A 17863-nucleotide genomic window follows, 5' to 3' on the forward strand; every position below is an offset into this window, starting at 1 on the left:
CTGCCATAACCTATCCTCCATAATTGTAGTGAAATAGTCTAAATATCTATCGACTACAATTATAGGCAAAACTTGAGGATCAGGAAATCCGCAGGAATATTTGGCGCTTACGATTTTTTCGCAAAAGTAAAATTTAGCCGTTGGGTAGCCGGCAGTCTACCAGCTATGATATCAGACGCCAGATCATCCTCTGACCTGAAAAGATGATCCATATTCATATAGCGCCGGGATTCCCAATTGGTTGCTGTTACATGATGTAATCTGGCACATACACTGTATGCCGTTAAAGTCAGGTGTTTCAAGGGATTTCAGAGGGACCCCATTTTATTGACGAACCGACAAATGGACTTAATCCTGTTGGAATTCACGAAATCAGAATGAATATTCTTGCCATCAAGGCCGGAATATTCATATACAATTGTAAATGACAATTCAGAAGTATCAGCGTGATCCTAATCGGAATACTGCTAATACTCACAGGTATATTACTTTTTCTTATTTATGAAATGGGGTATATCACCATCAAGATAATTATTTGAGGAGAGAAGAAAAAGATGATCTATAAAATGTAGCAGTTTCACGATATTGCTCCGAGCATCAGCAGCTTACGCATAAAATACAATATTCCATATTAGGTGGAGAACTTCATGCTGGAGAAATACTTCCGTCTGCACATGAAATGGTGAAGATGTTGGACATTAACCCGAATACTGTTTTAAAGTCTAAAAATATAATATAAAAAGAAGAATTCATGATTTCTTCAAGGGGCATAAATACAGTGTTACCAAAGATCGTGATTACATCCAACACAAAAAGCAAGAGACTATTAAAGTACTTTGCTGCTCATATTTGAGTAAAATGTTTGAGTTGGGATTTGATAAAGCAGAGGCTATTCAATATTTGCAAGAGTATTGCTAAGAACTCAAGTGGCATGATTAAAATAAGTGGAAACTTTCAAAAATGCACAATTATTTGATAGTAATTGTGAGGAAATGTAAAATGAGCTAGGGGCGAATTTTGAGAAAAAATATGACCTTAGCTCATTTTAGTGAAATACAAATTGTGTTCCCTCCTTGCTGTTCCCATTTTAACATTTGAAAAGTAAAACAGCTTGTAAAATATCTTCATTTTTTGTGCACTGGATAATCACAAAATTGAGATTCTTTCTTTTTTTTCCATACCCAGGAAAAGTCTGTGGTACAATATTGAAGAGTATCATTACTATACAGGGATATCTTTGTGAGAATCTGTATCGGAGGAATTAGGATATGCAGAATATATTAGTTGTGGAAGATGATTATGATTTGAATCAGGCGATCTGTTATTCTTTGAAAAAGTCAGGATATGGAGTTTATGGTGTGACTTTTATGGAGAAAGGAAAGCAGATTTTTATTGAGAATCAGATAGATATGGTTCTTCTGGATGTGAATCTTCCAGATGGCGAGGGCTTCTCTTTTTGCCAGTGGGTAAAAAAGCAAAGAGAAGTTCCGGTCATTTACCTGACAGCCAGGGATATGGAGGAGGATGCTCTGGCAGGATATGAATCCGGGGCAGAAGATTACGTTACAAAACCATTTTCAATGAAGATTTTACTTAGAAAAATAGAAGTCATTTTAAAAAGAACTGCTTCGGTCAATCGTCTGATTTTTGCAGATGAGTATTTATATATAGATTTGGATCATGCACGAGTAACGGTAAAAGGTCAGGAATGCCCCGTCACACCGACAGAGTGCCGTCTGCTTCGTCAATTTCTTATGAACCGGGGACAGCTTCTGACTTATGATCTGTTATTGGAGCGGCTGTGGGACAGTGGAGGACAGTTTGTGGACAAGCACGCACTGGCAGTAAATGTGAATCGTCTGAGAGGAAAGATTGAAGATAAGAATCACAGGTATATTTCAAATGTATATGGGATGGGATATCAATGGATTGGCTGATGTGTATCATGATGATAATTTTATTTGCAGCAGTACTGGTATTGTTATGGAAAAACTACCGGATAAAAAAAGAAGCGAAGTTGTTTGCTGAAAAGGTGGAAGATGCTCTGGATGCTATCGTAACAGGAAAAGAATGGAATATGGAAGAAGAATTGGAGGATAGCCTCTGGGGAAGAACAGGAACACAATTAGCGAAAGCCGGGCACGTATTTCGGAAAAAAGAAGAAGACGGTTTTCGTGAGAAAGAAAGAGTAAAGGGATTGATTTCTGATATATCCCATCAGACAAGGACGCCCATTGCCAATATAAAACTATACCTGGAACTCCTTGAGGACGAGGAGTTTTCGCAAAACGGTCAGGAGTTTTTGGGAAAAATCAAAGGACAGATGGAAAAAATTGATTTTTTAATGCAGAGCATGGTAAAAATGTCAAGGCTTGAAACGGGAATTCTGCAAATACATAAGGAAGACCAAAATCTATACGAAACAATTCGCCACGCAGTTGCCGATGTGGTTCCGGAGGCGGCGTTGAAGGGGATTGATCTATATGTGAACTGCGAAGAAAACATGATGATTCGTCATGACAGCAAATGGACGGAGGAAGCAATTTATAATATTCTGGATAATGCACTCAAGTATACCGAACCCGGTGGAAAGATCCATATTCAGACAGAAAGACAGGAATTATTTTTTAAGATCAGTATTTCCGATACTGGAAAAGGGATTGCCCCGGAGAGGCAGGCAGAGATCTTTACAAGATTTTACCGTGAGCCGGAGGTTCATGATAAACCAGGGGTTGGGATCGGATTATATCTTGCAAGAACAATCATGGAGCTTCAGAAGGGCTACATAGAAGTACAGTCTGAAATGGGAAAAGGAGCGTGTTTTCGCCTGTATTTTCCAGTGAATGAATCGTAACATAACCGATCGGGGATTGTCACAATCTTGTGATAATTGAAAATTGAGACAGGTTTGTGATTTTTAGGAGATATTCTATAGAGTATCAAAAGAAGGAGGCAAACCAATGAAAGAATACATTGTAGAGACAAGAAGCTTAAAAAAATACTATCAAATGGGTGAAAATACGGTAAAGGCATTGGATGGCGTAGATTTTCGTGTGAAAGATCAGGAATTCGTTGCGATTATCGGAAAAAGCGGATCCGGGAAAAGTACACTTTTGCATATGCTGGGTGGACTGGATGTGCCAACAGAAGGGGAGGTGTTGGTAGAGGGTAAGTGCCTTCTGGGTCTGAAAAAAGAACAGCTTGCCATATTCCGCAGAAGAAAGATCGGGTTTATTTTTCAAAATTATAATCTTGTCCCGGATCTTAATGTATATGAGAATGTTATTCTTCCGGTGGAACTGGATGGGAGAAAGGTTGATGTGGAGTATGTGGATGGGATACTCGAACTGTTAGGGTTGTCAGAGAAGAGGGAAGCTCTTCCTGGAACATTATCTGGTGGACAGCAGCAGAGGGCTGCGATTGCCAGGGCGCTTGCGGCGAAGCCCGCCATTATTCTGGCTGATGAACCGACGGGAAATCTGGATTCGGTTACCAGCCATGATGTACTTGGACTTTTGAAAATGGCAGCAAGACAGTTCAGCCAGACATTGATCCTGATCACGCATGACAGAGACATTGCACAGCTTGCAGATCGTATCGTACATATTGAGGACGGAAAGATTGTAGGAGATACCAGGAAGGGAAGTGATTCCTATGCTTAAGAATCCGAATCAGAAAGTGATCAAGAGGATGGCACGGAATGCTTTAAAAGTAAACAGGAGAAAGACCATTACTTTGTTCCTTGCGGTTCTTCTTTCTTCCTTTTTGGTATTCACAATATTCACAGTTGGAGATTCTTATTTTAGACTTCAGAAAATTCAGAACATCCGTATGTCAGGAGCTGAATTTGATGCAATCATGTATGGGGTGACGGATGAACAGAAGCAAATGTGTGAGAACAACCCGGATATCGTTCTGACAGGTGCGGTGGGAGTCTGTGGATGGGTAGAAAAAACAGATCAGGATTCCACACCTAATGTGGGACTGATCTGGGCAGATGATGGATATTGGACACAGATGATGGAGCCGGTCAGAGAAAAGCTGGAAGGAAGCTATCCGACAGCTTTGGATGAGATAATGGTAACAAAATCTGCTTTAAAAGAATGTGGTTACGAAAATCTTGATGTCGGCGATACCCTTGCTATGTCTTATGGAACACATGAGGGAATCTTTACAGGGACTTTTCGAATCTGTGGAATCTGGGACGGATATGGACCCAAGAAACAGTTTTATGTCTCGAAAGAATTCTATGATCAATCGGGATGGAAGCTTTCTCAGGCAGCTTCCGGTCGTTACTTTATGGATTTTAAGCAAAAAATAATGACAAAAACAGAGCAGAATGCTTTTATCGAAAGTATGAACCTTGGAAAGCAGCAGAATCTTTTCTTCATGGAAGATCTTGGCGCATCGGTTCAGATCTTGGCAGGCCTTATTGGCTTGATTGCGGTTACCTGTTTGTGTGCGTATCTGCTTATTTATAATATTATGTATCTTTCCGTAGCTGGAAAAGTTCGTTATTATGGTCTGCTTCAGACGGTCGGAATGACGGAAAAGCAGATAAAAAGGATGATGAAGGAACAGATGCTTCTGATAGGATCTGCAGGGACAGTACTTGGATGCCTGGCAGGTGGGCTGGTATCCTTTTTCCTGATTCCTGTTGTAGTTAAATCACTTGGAATCAAAAGTGGTTATGTTGGAGCAGATATGATTCGTTTTCATCCGGCAGTTCTGCTGGCAACCATCTTACTGGTTGGAGTTACCATCTTTCTGGCCAGCCAAAAACCGGCAAAAATGGCAGCAGATATCTCTCCAATAGAAGCGCTTGGTTATCGTCCGACCCATAAAACCGTAAAAGAAAGAAAAGCAGGAAAGGGGAAAGTAATAGCAAGACTTTCTATGGAGCAGTTTACAAAGGATAAGAAAAGAACTGCGGTGGTACTGTTGTCTTTGGCAGCCAGTCTGTCTGTGTACCTTTGTATTGTGACCATGCTGGACAGTCAGGCAGCAAGAACCATAGTGTCAAATTATATGGATACGGATATGGTCATTCAAAATGATACGGCATGCAAAGAAAAATCAGAAGACAGAAGAGACGTTCTGGATGAATCTCTCGTGAAGTCGATCAAAGAAAATGCTGGAGTCTCTGAAGTACATTCTATGATATTTGCCGAGATTACAGTTCCATGGGAACCGGATTTTGCTGAGATGTGGATGAAAGAATTTTATGCAAAGTGGATGAGCATTCCATATGGTAAGGAAAAGGACGAGTATCAGAATCATCCTGAGAATTTTGGATCCTCTCTGATTGGAATTGATGAACAGGAATTTGATTATTTAAATAACAGTCTTGAGCATCCGATCAATAAAGGGGACTTCCTTTCGGGAAAAGCATGTATTGTTTATCGAAATGGTTTGGATCTCGCAGATGATGATATCATAGGAAAAAATGTGACATGTGCTTTGTATGAAGATCAACAAACGACAAAAACCTTTACCATAGAAGGAGTTACGGACGAGAATTATTATACGGCACTCCTTGGATACCCACCGACGATTATAGCCAGTGATCAGGTGGTGAAAACATTTGCCAATCATCCAATTACACTTAAGACCAGCATAAAATATCACAAAGAATATGATAGAGATACAGAGCAACAAATCCTGGCGTTATTAGAAAAAAATGACAATGCAAAAGACTTTTCCTGGGAATCCAAAATCGAAGATGCAGATGAGATTGAAAAAGCACAGGGCAATATGCCGCAACTGGGAATCGGGATTGTGTTGATTCTGGCTTTTATCGGAATCATGAACTACATGAACACCTTTGTAGTAAATGTGCAGAGCCGGATGACGGAGCTTTCGGTTATGGAGAGTATCGGGATGACCCCGAAGCAGCTTCTTGGAATGCTGGTCAGGGAAGGAGTTTTCTATGCAGGCGGCGCATGGCTTGTTACGCTAACAGTAGGAATGGGAGTAACGTATCTTCTTTATGAATCAATGAATTATCGGGGGATTGCGTTTTCAGTGCCATTACTTCCACTTTTATTTGCAGTGGGAATCAGTTTGCTGGTTTGTACTATGGTTCCAGTCCTTTCCTGGATTATTTTGGAAAAGAATGGAACTGTTGTCGAAAGAATTAAGGGAGTTGAGTGATTTCAGAAAATCAAATCATCTGCTGATACATGATACCAATGACTTCATGTATCAGCAGTTTTTTTATTGTCGTAACAGTGGCATATTTTCATGGTACACTGGATAGGTAAAAAGAAACTAAACAAAAAGAAAAATACTAAATCATTTTGGAATGTGTATTTCGTTATATATTTATAAGGGGACGCCCTTAGGAGGAATGATTTTGACGCGCGAAGATGAATTAATAAAAAGAATGGAGCAGGGAGATCGTAGTGCAGCAGACGAATTGATCGGGATATATTATCCTGAAATTTTGCGTTATTGTCTCTGGCACGCTCCAAACCGTTCTCTTGCCGAGGATGCAACACAGGAAACATTTTTAAAGGTAATACGCTATTTTGACCGGTATACTCATCAAGGCAGATTCAAGCCATTTTTATATCAAATAGCTGCAAATACCTGCATTGATATGCAGCGAAAGAATCGTTGCCAGGATATATCATTAGAAGAGGTAACCATCGAATCGGCGTATTTGGAACCGGGTTTTGAGAACATTCAATCGGATATGGTATTAAAACAGCTTGTAAAGAATTTACCAACAGACTTGCAGGAAATTGTCATTTTACGATTTGGACAGGATCTGACACTGCGTGAAATTGCACAAGTGGTAGATATGCCATTGCGGACAGTACAATCCAGATTACGTTCTGCCTTGAAAAAAATAAAAAAGGAAATCGAGGAAGGAGGATTATTGTGAAAGAACAGGATTTTGAAAAGAAATTAAAACGGGCATTACATCAACCTTATACTATAGCAAATGAGAAACATTTCGAAAATACAATTTTGCTTGTAAAGGAGGAAGCCTGTCAGAAGAAAAAAAGAGAGCGTATTTCATTTTCACGCTTTCTGATTATGCAGACAAAGTATATTGGCTGGAAGATCTGGAGCATACAAGGGATATTCTTATTGTTTATCAGTTACCTGCTTACCTGCTTTTATGATTACAGGGAAAGTCCCCAGTTTGTGGCAAAGCTGCTGTTTTGTTTCTCTATTCTGCTTTTTATGATTGCCTTACCATTTATCTATCGTTCTGTCCATTATCAAATGCAGGAAATTGAAGCGGCAACCCGGTTTTCCTCCGTAAAATTGCTTATGGCAAAACTGATTATAATTGGCATTGGGGATGTTTTTATGATGAGCGGGATTTTCTTTACTACAATCGTAAAAACCTCGTTACAGGCAGACTGTATAATCCTCTATTTATGTTTCCCATTTCTTTTGGTAAGCAGTGGTTGTCTGTTTATGCTTGGACATTTTACGCCAAAGCATTTCTTGACAGGCAGTATAGGATTGTGCTTATTTTTTATGATAATTATTCCAGGCATCCTCGGTCAGTATGAAGTTTTATTTCAGCAGTCTTTTTCTGTAAGATGGCTGGTAATATGTGTGCTGCTCGTTTCTTTTTGTATACAGCAGTTTCACTATATCATCTATCATTCGTCCTACACGGAAATGCAGATTGCCTGATAGGGCAGAAAGGAAAGGTATATGGAGTTATATATAGAACATATTTCAAAACAATTTAAGGACATCACAGCGGTGGACGATGTTTCCCTGCATATTACACCAGGTGTATGGGGATTGTTAGGGGCCAATGGTGCAGGAAAAACAACCCTGATGCGTATGATTGCAGGTATTATGAAACCATCGGCTGGGAAAATCCTGTATGATGGCATTCCAATCAGTCATTTAAAAGAAAAATATCGTGACGTGTTTGGCTATCTTCCGCAGGAATTTGGGTTTTATCCGGAATTTACGGTAAAAGATTATCTGGAATATGTATCGGTTCTAAAGGGACTTAACACAAAGGAAAGCAAACGTAAGATCAATGAACTTATGGAACAACTGACATTGTCTCATGTCAGAAATAAAAAAATAGCAAAACTGTCTGGTGGAATGAAACGCCGGGTAGGAATTGCACAGGCTCTATTAAATGATCCAGAGGTTTTAATATTGGATGAGCCGACAAGTGGGCTTGACCCTGGAGAACGGGTGCGTTTTCGGAACTTACTTTCTGAATTTGCACATGACCGAATTGTCCTGATCTCAACTCATATTGTTCCAGATGTGGAATATATTGCTACCCAAAATGCGGTTATGAAAGATGGAAGACTTCTTGCGAAAGGAACTACGGAAGAACTGGTAAAAATGATTGACGGAAAGGTGTGGACTGCTCTTATTCCGATGGATTGTTTGCCAGAATATGAGCATAAACTCCAAATTGTAAATCTACGTAATGAAGAGAACAATCAGATATCTATCCGTTATCTTGCAGAAGAACCATATACTGATAATTCCCAGCCAGCAACGCCGCACCTGGAGGATTTGTATTTATGGATGTTTCCCCAGGAAACATCTGATAGGAGGTGACATCTATGCGTTTATTGAGACTTGAAATGAAACGAGTATTAAAAACAAGATCAACAATGATACTGTTATTTCTGGCTTTATTACTTTCTTTTCTTATGGCCTGGCTTCCCGTTACATTTTGCCAAAACAGTTATACGGATGAAAATGGAAATACTGTAAAACTGAGTGGGTTGAAGTCTATTCAATACGAGAAAGAACTGCAGGAAGATGTGGCTGGTATGGTTACCTCGGAAAAAGTAAGGCAGGCGGTTGAAAACTATCAGTCCTGTTTGAAAAAATATGGTGTGGAAGAGTCTTACAATCTGCCGGAAGGAGTATATCAATCGGAAATCCTACCGTATGCCCCGCTTTTACATGGTGTAAAAGAAGCTTTTGCAGATCCCGATACGGGGATTGCTTCATCTATTATGGAAATTGATCCAGAGGAAATCAACAATTATTATGATGTATGTGAAGAACGCATTATCTCGTTAATGAAGATGGAACAACAGAAGTATCCTGCGGCACAAAAAACTGCGGTAACTATGTATGATAAGGTAAAAAAGCCATATCAGATTTATCCGGGGTATAATACGGATGCCATGGATTACCAAATGCTCCTTGCCTTTGTGATTGTTCTTCTTTGTACAGTCATTGCAGCGCCGGTATTTACTTCTGATTATCAGACTGGAGCAGATGATATCTTGCGATGTACGAAATATGGAAACGTGAAATTTGCCATTACAAAAATAATATCTGCGTTTTTGATTTGTGGAATTACTTATTCCCTTTGCGCTGTGATCTATATTCTTGTATCAAATAACTTTTTCGGTTGGGAATGTACGAAATCATCCATACAGATGCTGTTCTCTATCGTAAACCTGCCTGACATGAATATCGGGCAGATGCAATATTATATCGCCATTACCGGACTGCTTTGTATACTGGCAACGATTAGTTTTACTTTGTACCTTTCTTCAAAATTCAAAAATATAGTGGCGTCCCTGTCGACTGCGCTGTTATTCTGTGTGCTGCCGATAATTATCTATATGGCACTCCCGGCAGAAATTGGAAACTGGATTTATCCGGTTTTGCCAGCAAGCGGTGTTGGATTACAGACAAGTATTTTATATGCGGTGATAGATTTTAATTTTTGGAATATTGGCAATATGGCTGTTTGGCTTCCTTGTGTGATGGTCGCTGCAAATTTAATTGAAATTCCATTATTTGCATTTTTAACAGTACATTCTTATTCAAAGCATAAAGTAAATTAGAAACAGTAAAGATGGTGGGGACGGTCTATGGTTAGCGCATTGTTAATCATTGACAGTCCCGTCTGTCTTCCCTTATAGAAAGCGCCTACTTTTCTATTTGCTATAACTGAACTGTATCATGAGCAGTTTCTTGTTTCGTTTGCCTTGAACTGTCTAATAGAGATTGAAAAGTTGCTTGGATGATATTTAGTGTTTTTTGTCTTTTAAGAAGATTTTGCTTTTCCTTTACGACTACTGAATGTTCTTTTTCCAGGTTTTCTATTTTTACATGTTGTCGTTCTGGAGATGGGATTTTGGTAATGCCTAGATCCAGTAGCTGTTTTTTTAAAGTATCGTGAAGCTGATATTCTGCCAGATGGTTTATCTTATATGATTTTGGGTCAGGTGCAGATTTCCCGTTTTCGATAATTTTTCGACAGATACGATAAGAATCACAATGCTTTTGAATGATTTTTTCTTTAGATATTTCGTCAGTCAAATCTGCAAGGTGCTGTTCTGTTGTATGGATAGCATCTTCAATATCGGTGATATGCTGTTGAAAGTCTTCGTAGTTTAAAAGATTATTTTCTGATAAATAGTTGAAGGTTCGGGCTGCTTCTTTCAGATTATTGAGTTGTGCCCACCGTTCAAATCCGGCACGATTGCCGGTGCTCACGTAAGCAGAGATATTGATAAAAAGCCGTACTTCTCTGGAGACGTTACGTGGAGATTTTGTTTTATGCCGGTTTTTCTCAAGGCGGAGTAATACATTTTCTTCTGTGTAATAGCTACCCAGAGATTTCATATTTGTAAAGTTTTTTTGCTCCGGTGCCCGGAAAGCCAGGTTCTTTCCCTGACGGATCTCATATCCGGCAAGCTTCATTTTTTGAAGAAACTCATCATAGTTGATGGATGACCAGATCGCTTTATCTACAGCGACTTTTAGTTTTGCTTTCCAGCTGTTTCCACGATGGTATTCCATATTTTCTTTATAAGATTTCCCTTTTTCGCCGGTTGGCATACTGGTGGCCAGACCGTTTTCCTGGCAAATACGGTTGCTGATCCGGCAGATTTTATGATAACTGCGTTTATTGGAGACATATTTATGGTGGTCAACAAAGCTGGTAGCATTAAAAATGATATGGTTATGAATATGGTTCTGGTCAACATGGGTACTGATGACATATTCATATTTCCCTTTTAGTACTTCGTCAGCAAATTCTTTGCCGAGCTTATGTGCGGTTTCAGCGTCAACCTCTCCAGGCTTAAAAGATTGAATTAAATGAAATGCCAGATTGTTACCTTTGTCCATCACGTTCTTTTTACCTTCTTCTCTGGTGAAAGCAAATTCCTGATCAGCAGATTCAGGGGAACAGGCGAAACTGGAAATCAATAATTTCTCTTCGGTTTTGTCCGGATTCATAATATAGTCCAGTGCTTTTTTGTCAGTTACTTTAATGGGGAAGATTTTAATATATGCCATATCTCGTTTACCATCCTTTTCAATTCTTCCATTTCTTCCGGGTACAACTCACCAGTGGTGTTTACCTTTTTTGCAATTTGATTGATATTTACACCGATTTTGTGCATCTCTTCATACACCTGCTTGATCGGGGTTGTGTCAGTGTTGATGATATAGCCGTCGATAGCCATTTTTCTAAGGTAGGCGCCCATGTTTCTGGTCTTTGACAGAATCATCTTTTGGCGGATCAGCTTCTTTTCCTCTGGAGTAACACAAAATAATATTTGGATGTTTCTTTTTCTGTTTGACATGTTCATTCTCTCCTTCCGTACGTAATTCGGTTTCGGGGTGCTTTGGGGTTTTCAATTTAGGGCAGGGTTCCCTAAATTGCCATTTTTGCGGAAGTGTATATACACTTCCTGTCCTTGCTGTTATACCCTCTAATAGATAAATTCAGAGAGAAAAGAAAAATGCAAAAGAATTTGAGAAACTGAACAGGTAGTGCAGATCATGAAAATGTGGTATGATTATTGTCAAGATACGAGAACATCCAGGGGTGTGAATAGATTGTGGATAGAGAAGAAATCTTTGAATATGTAAAGAAGCAGTATGGAACAATACCGGAATATTTGTGGAGCAGTTCTCCAGATAGTGCAGTACTTCGCCACCAAAATGGAAAATGGTATGCGGTGATCATGAATGTCGAAAAATCCAAACTTGGTTTGAATGGAGACGGTACCGTGGAAATTATAGATGTGAAATGTGATCCGGAAATGACAGGAATGATTATCCAGACCTATGGTTTTCTGCCGGGCTATCACATGAATAAGAAGCATTGGATTACGATTTTGTTGGATGGAACAGTAGGAGAATCGAAAATATTGGATTTTCTGGATATGAGTTATGATCTGATTGATGGATTGCGGAAATGATAAGAAGATTTGAAAATAAGGATTTGGATCAGGTAATGTCCATATGGCTTCAGGTCAATATGGAGTCACATTCTTTTATAGGGGCAGATTATTGGAAAGATAATTATGAAATGGTGAAAGACATGATACCGAAAGCTGAAGTATTAGTGTCAGAAGAAAATGGACAGATCAGAGGATTTATCGGTTTGATTGATACCTATATTGCAGGGATTTTTGTAAGAGCAGCGGAACAATCGAAAGGTGTCGGGACGGGGATGCTTCATACCGTTATGAAGTCACGAGATAATTTGCGGTTGAATGTTTATAAGAAGAATATGAGAGCAGTGTCATTTTACCAGCATTATGGATTCCAAATTATTAATCAGGGAATAGATGAGAGTACATCAGAAGAAGAATATACGATGGAATGGCATCGTTAGGTTGGAGGGAAAAATGAAAACGGTAATTGTTTATGCATCCGTGCATCATGGAAATACAAAGAAGGTAGTGAAGAAAATTGCAGAAGAGTGTGGCGTTGACCTGATAAACGCTGCGCATCAATCAAAAGCAGATTTATCGGAATATGATAGGATTGGTTTGGCATCCGGCATATACTTTTCAAAGTTTCATCAGACGATATTGAAATTTGCTTCGGAAAATCTGCCGGAGGATAAAAAGGTATTTTTGATCTGTACTTATGGTGGGAGTGCAAATTATAAGTCGCTTGAAGATATTTTGAAAGAAAAACGTGCCAGTGTAATTGGAAAATTCGGCTGTAAAGGATATGATACATTCGGACCGTTTAAATTGGTTGGTGGCATAGCGAAAGGACATCCGGATATAAAAGATGTGGAAGATGCGGTATGCTTTGTAAAAGGGTTGCAGGAATAATGAATACTTGTACAAGACAGTAATAAATCAGATTTGTGGAGAAAAGTGTATGAGATTGAAATTAGTAAGGCCAACAATTGAATATGCAGATCAAGTTATGCAATATAAAGCGGCTATGATTAAAAATGGCGATAGTCTTGATGGGTGCGCAGGTCTTGAAGATGTAAATAGTTTTTCTGAGTGGATTGAATTTGAAAGTAGATTGAAAAAGAAATATAGGAAAGGATACGTTCCTTCTGAGGTGTTTTTAGCAGTTCGGGTTGATGATGAAAAAGTTGTCGGAATCATTGATTACCGTCATCCATTGTCACAGTTTCTCTTTCAATATGGCGGGAACATTGGTTATAGCATTTTGCCGTCCGAACGACGGAAAGGATATGCTATTGAAATGCTAAACTTGCTGTTACCAGTTTGTAGAGAATTTGGAGAAAAAAGAGTTTTGCTCACATGTGATAAAACGAATGAGGCTTCAAGAAAAACAATAATAACAAATGGCGGAGTTTTGGAAAATGAAGTGCCTGATGATGTTGGACTTAGCGAGAGCGGAATCATTCAACGATATTGGATAGCACTTTAAATCAGTATTTGGAGAACTTAAATATGCTTATTAGAGAATATCAGTCATCTGACTGTGACAAAATGGCAGAGCTTTTTTATAACACAGTTCACACAATAAATGCGAAAGATTATTCAAAAGAGCAATTAGATGTATGGGCGACAGGACAAATAGATTTGAAAAATTGGGACCAGTCATTTCAAGAGCATTATAGCGTGGTTGCGGTTAATGACGGAATTATCGTAGGATTTGGAGATATTGATCGCAAAGGTTATCTTGATCGACTGTTTGTCCATACAGATTATCAGAGAAAAGGGATTGCTTCTGATATTTGTAATTGTCTGGAACAAGCAGTTCAGGGAAATATTGTTACCCATGCTTCTATTACAGCGAGACCATTTTTTGAAAGAAGAGGATATAAAGTTGTAAAAGAGCAACAGGTAGAACGACAAGGAATTTTTCTTACAAACTATGTTATGATAAAGGAGAGATAACTTCCAGTTGTGTATCCAGCTAAGCAGGTTTGGAGTTTTAGTAATATTGGTATGTGTCGTAAACAAAAAATGGGCATTAGTCAGAAAGAAGGAATGTTATGTACTATGATATTACAAATCCGAATACATCATATTATTGGTTACATAGAGTATTACAGATAAAAATGCATGAATTTATAGAAAAATATATCATAGAATGTCATAACGATTTTGATACATTCTATGAGAAATACCGTTCCATAATAGATAAGATAGATATAGAAAACATGGAGATTGTGGCATTTCAAGTGACTAGCTGTAGTGATGAGTGTGCTGAAATAAAGAAATATGGATTACATAACTTGCAGTGGGTATTGAGTAATGACACCAATCTAAACAGATTTCTAAAAAATAACAGTATAAGTTTCGATATTAAGAGTAAGATGATGTATATAGGTGATATTGCCTATGATGTAAATTATGAAAAATATAATGGTTTAGATGTGATTTCAAAAAGAAATGAGCAGTTGCATAAGATTGGACATAAAATATATTATGATTTTCAGATCAATGCATTTCTGTTTTGTAAAGATATTTATGATTACTCAACCATTCATGAAGCACCGGAATTTCTCTACACGCTATCACTCTTGAACGAGGCAACAAAGGGAATTGATATGAAATGGAAAAACATGTGTAAACCGTATGTTGTTAAATTTAGAAGTAAGTTAAAAGATTTTGCTTATTTTACATTTTATGGCAATGAAAGCGAATATAAAAGAGACAGTCAGGATAATTGGTCTGGGTTGAGGAGACTGCTAATATCAAGAGCAGTTGAAAGTGCATTTAGTGATTCGGCATCACAAATCTTTGCATATATGAAACCACATACAGTAATTGCACCTGAAAACATTATTGAATATGTACCTGCCGAGAAATGGAGGAAAGATGTACTTAAATACTTTGGGGAAGAATGAGATGTATATATCAGCTGCTGAAATATTGGAAACTGATATGGAAGTTGTAAAAAAGTTTGTAATAGAAAATGCAGATGAAATTGTAGATTATCATTATGATGAACATAACATCGAGCAGATGAATTTGGACAGCCTTATAAATGGCAATGAAACTAAAAGAATTGATTCTTTAATTGTAAATCATATTACACCTAGAGAGAGCAAAGAAAGTATTTGGCAGGAAGGTTTGCTGACTTTGTCTCATGCATTAACAAGAAAAACTGCTTTATCTGATTACTTAAAAGAACTGGGGTTTACGTTTTCGTTTGATGAAAAACAGATTGTTATGAGCATGAATGATAAAATTGTTGAAGTGGAAAATAAGTTGGGAACAAACTTAAAAATGCGGCTTGGTGGTGAGAAAACACTAAACGATTATAATGTTAATGGATATCTCTTTGTGGATGAATTTGAAGAAGAAGCAGTAAGGGGATGGCTGGGGTCACCAGAATTCTTGAAGAGTTTAGCAATCTATTACAACAAGAATAGTATTGCAGATAATTATGCTGATAAATGTAATAATTACTATGTTTCTTTTGAAGTGCCATTGGATAAGGTGGATATAGAAGGATTTTCTGACAAAATAGATGCAGAAAGAAAGACAGGTATATTGTTGAAATATACAATCAATGCACTGGCATATACTGAAATGAGAAGAAAACCATTTCTTTCAATGTATAATCCGATTATCTTTTTAAAAAGAGATTACAACGTACCAAAAGAAGATATCCGAAAAATATGGAGACTTCAGCGTATGCAAAGAAAGTGGATACCTGTAGAAATTGATGAAGTGTAAATCAGCAATGAGTCACATTATAAATGGCATACAGAAGATATATCTAGAAAACCGACCAATATATAGTGGTTCGAGGGGTATCGGTACTTTTGGCCGGAAAATGTGGCCCAGATGACCGCAAAAACTGGCCATATGCAAGTTCAGTAAAGAAGGATGCCTGATTCCAATTTTATTTGTTTGGGAGGACGGCAGAAAGTACAAGATTGACATGATACTCAAGATTGAGCGATGTACCAGCAGGAAAGCAGGTGGTGTTGGTACGATGTACACCTGTATGGTACAGGGTAAAGAAAGCCATTTGTTTTTTGAAGTAGATAAATGGTTCATGGAAAGGAAGATTTCATAATAAAAAAGAAGAATATTAACCGGCGGAGATAGTCACTTTCCCTTTATATTTCGTTAGCTTTACATAAGGATCTGTATTCTGGTATTCTGATCAGCCGATGCTCTTCATAAAATTCATTTGGAATATAAATCCTACAAAGAGTAATTTAGATTGCGTTCCACCAGAATTATAAGGAAGGCGAACTGATCTGCAAGACCTTCCAGTTATTGCGATTGTTGAAAACGAGAAAAAAAGAGTTATGACAATATGGTTTTGATTAATAATTATTCTCATATTTTTGGAACCATGGTTCCATTATATGAGAATAATTTGCAAAAAATATCATTTCAAAAGCTTTGAGTTTTTATTCAAGAACAATCTTTTCGTTGATATATACAGGCACCATCAATTGGTCTGCTTTCATGTTTGCTCGCTCCTTCTATTGCTGTACTTTTCTTTGTTCCAATGCCAGTCTGATCAACCGGTCTGTCTGGTCTGCCATAAACAGAGGGATGTTCAGTACATCATTATCCAGCTTCAGATTATCCAGGGAGAAGCGCACACGGAGTTTTACCTTATCTGGGAACAGTTCTTTAAATTTCTTGAGGCTTTTGCTGGATGTATTGGCTTCGGATTTGACTTCAACAGGGAAAATATCATTCTCTCGCTGAATCAGAAAATCCACTTCATACGGAGGATTGGTTTGTGCCCAGTAGCGGGGAACTACTTCAAACTGTGTAAGCAAAGTCTGTAGTACAAAGTTTTCGGTCAATGCACCCTTGAACTCGGTGAACAGGCGGTTACCCTCACCGAAAGCAGTAGGTGCCAAATGTGCCAGACGGCGGAGCAGACCGACATCTACCAGATAAATCTTAAAGGCTGACAGATCATCATAAGCAGCAACAGGAAGGCCGGGAGCGGAGCTACGGTAGATTTTATGCACCAATCGGGCATCTACCAGCCACTGTAGAGCATCCTCGTATTCACGGGCTCTGGCGCCTTCTTTGACAACCTTGTAAATGAACTTCTTATTTTCTCTTGCCAGCTGAGAGGGAATAGATTTCCAAATCATAGAGATCTTCGGGAACTCGCTGATATTGGGGTGCTTTGCGAAGTCACGCTCATAAGCACCGATAATGCCAGACAACGCCTCCTGCATTGCAGAAACGTCACGGGCTTCCGTCCACATCAGAACGGATTCAGGCATACCACCGGTGACGTAGTACATCTTCAATTTCTCGTACAAAGGATTAAAGAACGCATCGGGGATCGGCTCAATGGTATCCACGCTTTCCAAATATGCAGCAAGGTTTTCGTCACCATTGGCAATCAGAAATTCCGAGAAAGTCATGGGATCAATCTGCATAAAGTTGACCTTGCCCACAGGGAAAGAAGATGGCTTTGCCAGAGCGATACCTAATAGAGAACCGGCGCAGGCAATATGATACTGTGGAGCGTTCTCACAGAAGTACTTCATGGAGTTGATGACTTTAGGGCAGTCCTGTACCTCATCGAAGATGATGAGGGTCTTTTCTGGCACAATCTTCTGACCGCTTGCCAGCATCAGGTTCTGCAGAATACGATCAACATCCTTGGTGGTTTCAAAGAATTGTTTGTATTCTTCGTTTTCATCAAAGTT

At 38.6% G+C, this 17863-nt stretch carries 19 protein-coding genes; 16 read left to right on the forward strand and 3 right to left on the reverse strand.

Annotated elements, in window-relative coordinates; all coding sequences use genetic code 11:
* Window positions 1–1268: 1268 nt before the first annotated feature.
* From ACTNB3_RS16530 to ACTNB3_RS16565, 8 genes are all read left to right on the forward strand, one after another.
* Window positions 1269–1937 carry a response regulator transcription factor gene (locus ACTNB3_RS16530; protein WP_441026971.1) on the forward strand — a complete coding sequence of 223 codons (669 nt, stop codon included), beginning with the start codon at window positions 1269–1271 and terminating at the stop codon, window positions 1935–1937.
* Window positions 1925–2854, forward strand: coding sequence for a sensor histidine kinase (locus tag ACTNB3_RS16535; RefSeq protein ID WP_235250923.1), 930 nt, complete (start codon window positions 1925–1927; stop codon window positions 2852–2854). The genes ACTNB3_RS16530 and ACTNB3_RS16535 overlap by 13 nt, the downstream gene beginning before the upstream one ends.
* Window positions 2855–2960: 106 nt before the next feature.
* Window positions 2961–3662, forward strand: coding sequence for an ABC transporter ATP-binding protein (locus ACTNB3_RS16540; RefSeq protein ID WP_441026973.1), 702 nt, complete (start codon window positions 2961–2963; stop codon window positions 3660–3662).
* Entirely contained in the window at window positions 3655–6153 is a 2499-nt protein-coding gene (locus ACTNB3_RS16545) for an ABC transporter permease (RefSeq protein ID WP_441026975.1), read from the forward strand. Before ACTNB3_RS16540 ends, ACTNB3_RS16545 begins: the two co-directional genes overlap by 8 nt.
* 196 nt (window positions 6154–6349) lie before the next feature.
* Window positions 6350–6889 (forward strand): RNA polymerase sigma factor, encoded by a 540-nt coding sequence (locus ACTNB3_RS16550; protein WP_441026977.1) that lies wholly within the window; start codon window positions 6350–6352, stop codon window positions 6887–6889.
* Entirely contained in the window at window positions 6886–7659 is a 774-nt protein-coding gene (locus ACTNB3_RS16555; RefSeq protein WP_441026979.1) for a hypothetical protein, read from the forward strand. Before ACTNB3_RS16550 ends, ACTNB3_RS16555 begins: the two co-directional genes overlap by 4 nt.
* Window positions 7660–7680: 21 nt before the next feature.
* The gene (locus ACTNB3_RS16560; protein WP_441026981.1) at window positions 7681–8562 is read left to right on the forward strand and encodes an ABC transporter ATP-binding protein; all 882 of its coding nucleotides are present in this window, start codon (window positions 7681–7683) and stop codon (window positions 8560–8562) included.
* Window positions 8563–8567: 5 nt separating this feature from the next.
* Window positions 8568–9815 carry an ABC transporter permease gene (locus ACTNB3_RS16565; protein WP_441026983.1) on the forward strand — a complete coding sequence of 416 codons (1248 nt, stop codon included), beginning with the start codon at window positions 8568–8570 and terminating at the stop codon, window positions 9813–9815.
* Window positions 9816–9915: 100 nt separating this feature from the next.
* Here the strand turns inward: ACTNB3_RS16565 and ACTNB3_RS16570 are convergent, their stop codons facing one another.
* Together ACTNB3_RS16570 and ACTNB3_RS16575 are read right to left on the reverse strand one after the other, a co-directional pair.
* Window positions 9916–11277 carry a relaxase/mobilization nuclease domain-containing protein gene (locus ACTNB3_RS16570; protein ID WP_441026985.1) on the reverse strand — a complete coding sequence of 454 codons (1362 nt, stop codon included), beginning with the start codon at window positions 11275–11277 and terminating at the stop codon, window positions 9916–9918.
* Window positions 11244–11567, reverse strand: coding sequence for a MobC family plasmid mobilization relaxosome protein (locus ACTNB3_RS16575; RefSeq protein WP_002584953.1), 324 nt, complete (start codon window positions 11565–11567; stop codon window positions 11244–11246). Before ACTNB3_RS16575 ends, ACTNB3_RS16570 begins: the two co-directional genes overlap by 34 nt.
* Window positions 11568–11825: 258 nt before the next feature.
* Here ACTNB3_RS16575 and ACTNB3_RS16580 point away from each other — a divergent pair, with 258 nt between their 5' ends.
* From ACTNB3_RS16580 to ACTNB3_RS16615, 8 genes are all read left to right on the forward strand, one after another.
* Complete coding sequence (locus tag ACTNB3_RS16580; RefSeq protein WP_441026988.1) at window positions 11826–12188, forward strand: MmcQ/YjbR family DNA-binding protein; 363 nt, start codon at window positions 11826–11828, stop codon at window positions 12186–12188.
* The gene (locus tag ACTNB3_RS16585) at window positions 12185–12607 is read left to right on the forward strand and encodes a GNAT family N-acetyltransferase (RefSeq protein ID WP_441026990.1); all 423 of its coding nucleotides are present in this window, start codon (window positions 12185–12187) and stop codon (window positions 12605–12607) included. The genes ACTNB3_RS16580 and ACTNB3_RS16585 overlap by 4 nt, the downstream gene beginning before the upstream one ends.
* Before the next feature lie 13 nt (window positions 12608–12620).
* Complete coding sequence (locus ACTNB3_RS16590) at window positions 12621–13058, forward strand: flavodoxin family protein (protein ID WP_441026992.1); 438 nt, start codon at window positions 12621–12623, stop codon at window positions 13056–13058.
* Between the two features lie 49 nt (window positions 13059–13107).
* Window positions 13108–13635, forward strand: a complete 528-nt coding sequence (locus ACTNB3_RS16595) for a GNAT family N-acetyltransferase (RefSeq protein ID WP_441026994.1) — start codon at window positions 13108–13110, stop codon at window positions 13633–13635.
* Window positions 13636–13658: 23 nt separating this feature from the next.
* Window positions 13659–14108: a GNAT family N-acetyltransferase gene (locus ACTNB3_RS16600; RefSeq protein ID WP_441026996.1), complete on the forward strand. Its 450-nt coding sequence runs from the start codon at window positions 13659–13661 to the stop codon at window positions 14106–14108.
* A gap of 98 nt (window positions 14109–14206) precedes the next feature.
* A complete protein-coding gene (locus ACTNB3_RS16605; RefSeq protein ID WP_441026998.1) occupies window positions 14207–15064 on the forward strand; it encodes a hypothetical protein in 858 nt (285 codons plus the stop codon).
* Window positions 15036–15899 carry a hypothetical protein gene (locus ACTNB3_RS16610; protein ID WP_441027000.1) on the forward strand — a complete coding sequence of 288 codons (864 nt, stop codon included), beginning with the start codon at window positions 15036–15038 and terminating at the stop codon, window positions 15897–15899. Before ACTNB3_RS16605 ends, ACTNB3_RS16610 begins: the two co-directional genes overlap by 29 nt.
* Before the next feature lie 208 nt (window positions 15900–16107).
* The gene (locus ACTNB3_RS16615; RefSeq protein ID WP_441027002.1) at window positions 16108–16245 is read left to right on the forward strand and encodes a hypothetical protein; all 138 of its coding nucleotides are present in this window, start codon (window positions 16108–16110) and stop codon (window positions 16243–16245) included.
* Window positions 16246–16663: 418 nt separating this feature from the next.
* On the opposite strand, the gene ACTNB3_RS16620 is transcribed toward ACTNB3_RS16615, so the two are convergent.
* On the reverse strand, window positions 16664–17863 hold a 1200-nt coding region (locus ACTNB3_RS16620), incomplete at its 5' end, for an ATP-binding protein (protein ID WP_441027004.1).

Source organism: Bariatricus sp. HCP28S3_D3 (assembly GCF_052065755.1).
Taxonomy (GTDB): domain Bacteria; phylum Bacillota; class Clostridia; order Lachnospirales; family Lachnospiraceae; genus Allocoprococcus.

Coding starts and splice junctions, on each gene's coding strand:
- ACTNB3_RS16565 (WP_441026983.1), top strand. CDS start 8,568: ATGCGTTTATTGAGACTTGAAATGAAACGAGTATTAAAAACAAGATCA.
- ACTNB3_RS16610 (WP_441027000.1), top strand. CDS start 15,036: ATGTACTTAAATACTTTGGGGAAGAATGAGATGTATATATCAGCTGCT.
- ACTNB3_RS16540 (WP_441026973.1), top strand. CDS start 2,961: ATGAAAGAATACATTGTAGAGACAAGAAGCTTAAAAAAATACTATCAA.
- ACTNB3_RS16570 (WP_441026985.1), bottom strand. CDS start 11,277: ATGGCATATATTAAAATCTTCCCCATTAAAGTAACTGACAAAAAAGCA.
- ACTNB3_RS16535 (WP_235250923.1), top strand. CDS start 1,925: ATGGATTGGCTGATGTGTATCATGATGATAATTTTATTTGCAGCAGTA.
- ACTNB3_RS16590 (WP_441026992.1), top strand. CDS start 12,621: ATGAAAACGGTAATTGTTTATGCATCCGTGCATCATGGAAATACAAAG.
- ACTNB3_RS16600 (WP_441026996.1), top strand. CDS start 13,659: ATGCTTATTAGAGAATATCAGTCATCTGACTGTGACAAAATGGCAGAG.
- ACTNB3_RS16530 (WP_441026971.1), top strand. CDS start 1,269: ATGCAGAATATATTAGTTGTGGAAGATGATTATGATTTGAATCAGGCG.
- ACTNB3_RS16595 (WP_441026994.1), top strand. CDS start 13,108: ATGAGATTGAAATTAGTAAGGCCAACAATTGAATATGCAGATCAAGTT.
- ACTNB3_RS16560 (WP_441026981.1), top strand. CDS start 7,681: ATGGAGTTATATATAGAACATATTTCAAAACAATTTAAGGACATCACA.
- ACTNB3_RS16615 (WP_441027002.1), top strand. CDS start 16,108: ATGATACTCAAGATTGAGCGATGTACCAGCAGGAAAGCAGGTGGTGTT.
- ACTNB3_RS16605 (WP_441026998.1), top strand. CDS start 14,207: ATGTACTATGATATTACAAATCCGAATACATCATATTATTGGTTACAT.
- ACTNB3_RS16585 (WP_441026990.1), top strand. CDS start 12,185: ATGATAAGAAGATTTGAAAATAAGGATTTGGATCAGGTAATGTCCATA.
- ACTNB3_RS16575 (WP_002584953.1), bottom strand. CDS start 11,567: ATGTCAAACAGAAAAAGAAACATCCAAATATTATTTTGTGTTACTCCA.
- ACTNB3_RS16545 (WP_441026975.1), top strand. CDS start 3,655: ATGCTTAAGAATCCGAATCAGAAAGTGATCAAGAGGATGGCACGGAAT.
- ACTNB3_RS16550 (WP_441026977.1), top strand. CDS start 6,350: ATGATTTTGACGCGCGAAGATGAATTAATAAAAAGAATGGAGCAGGGA.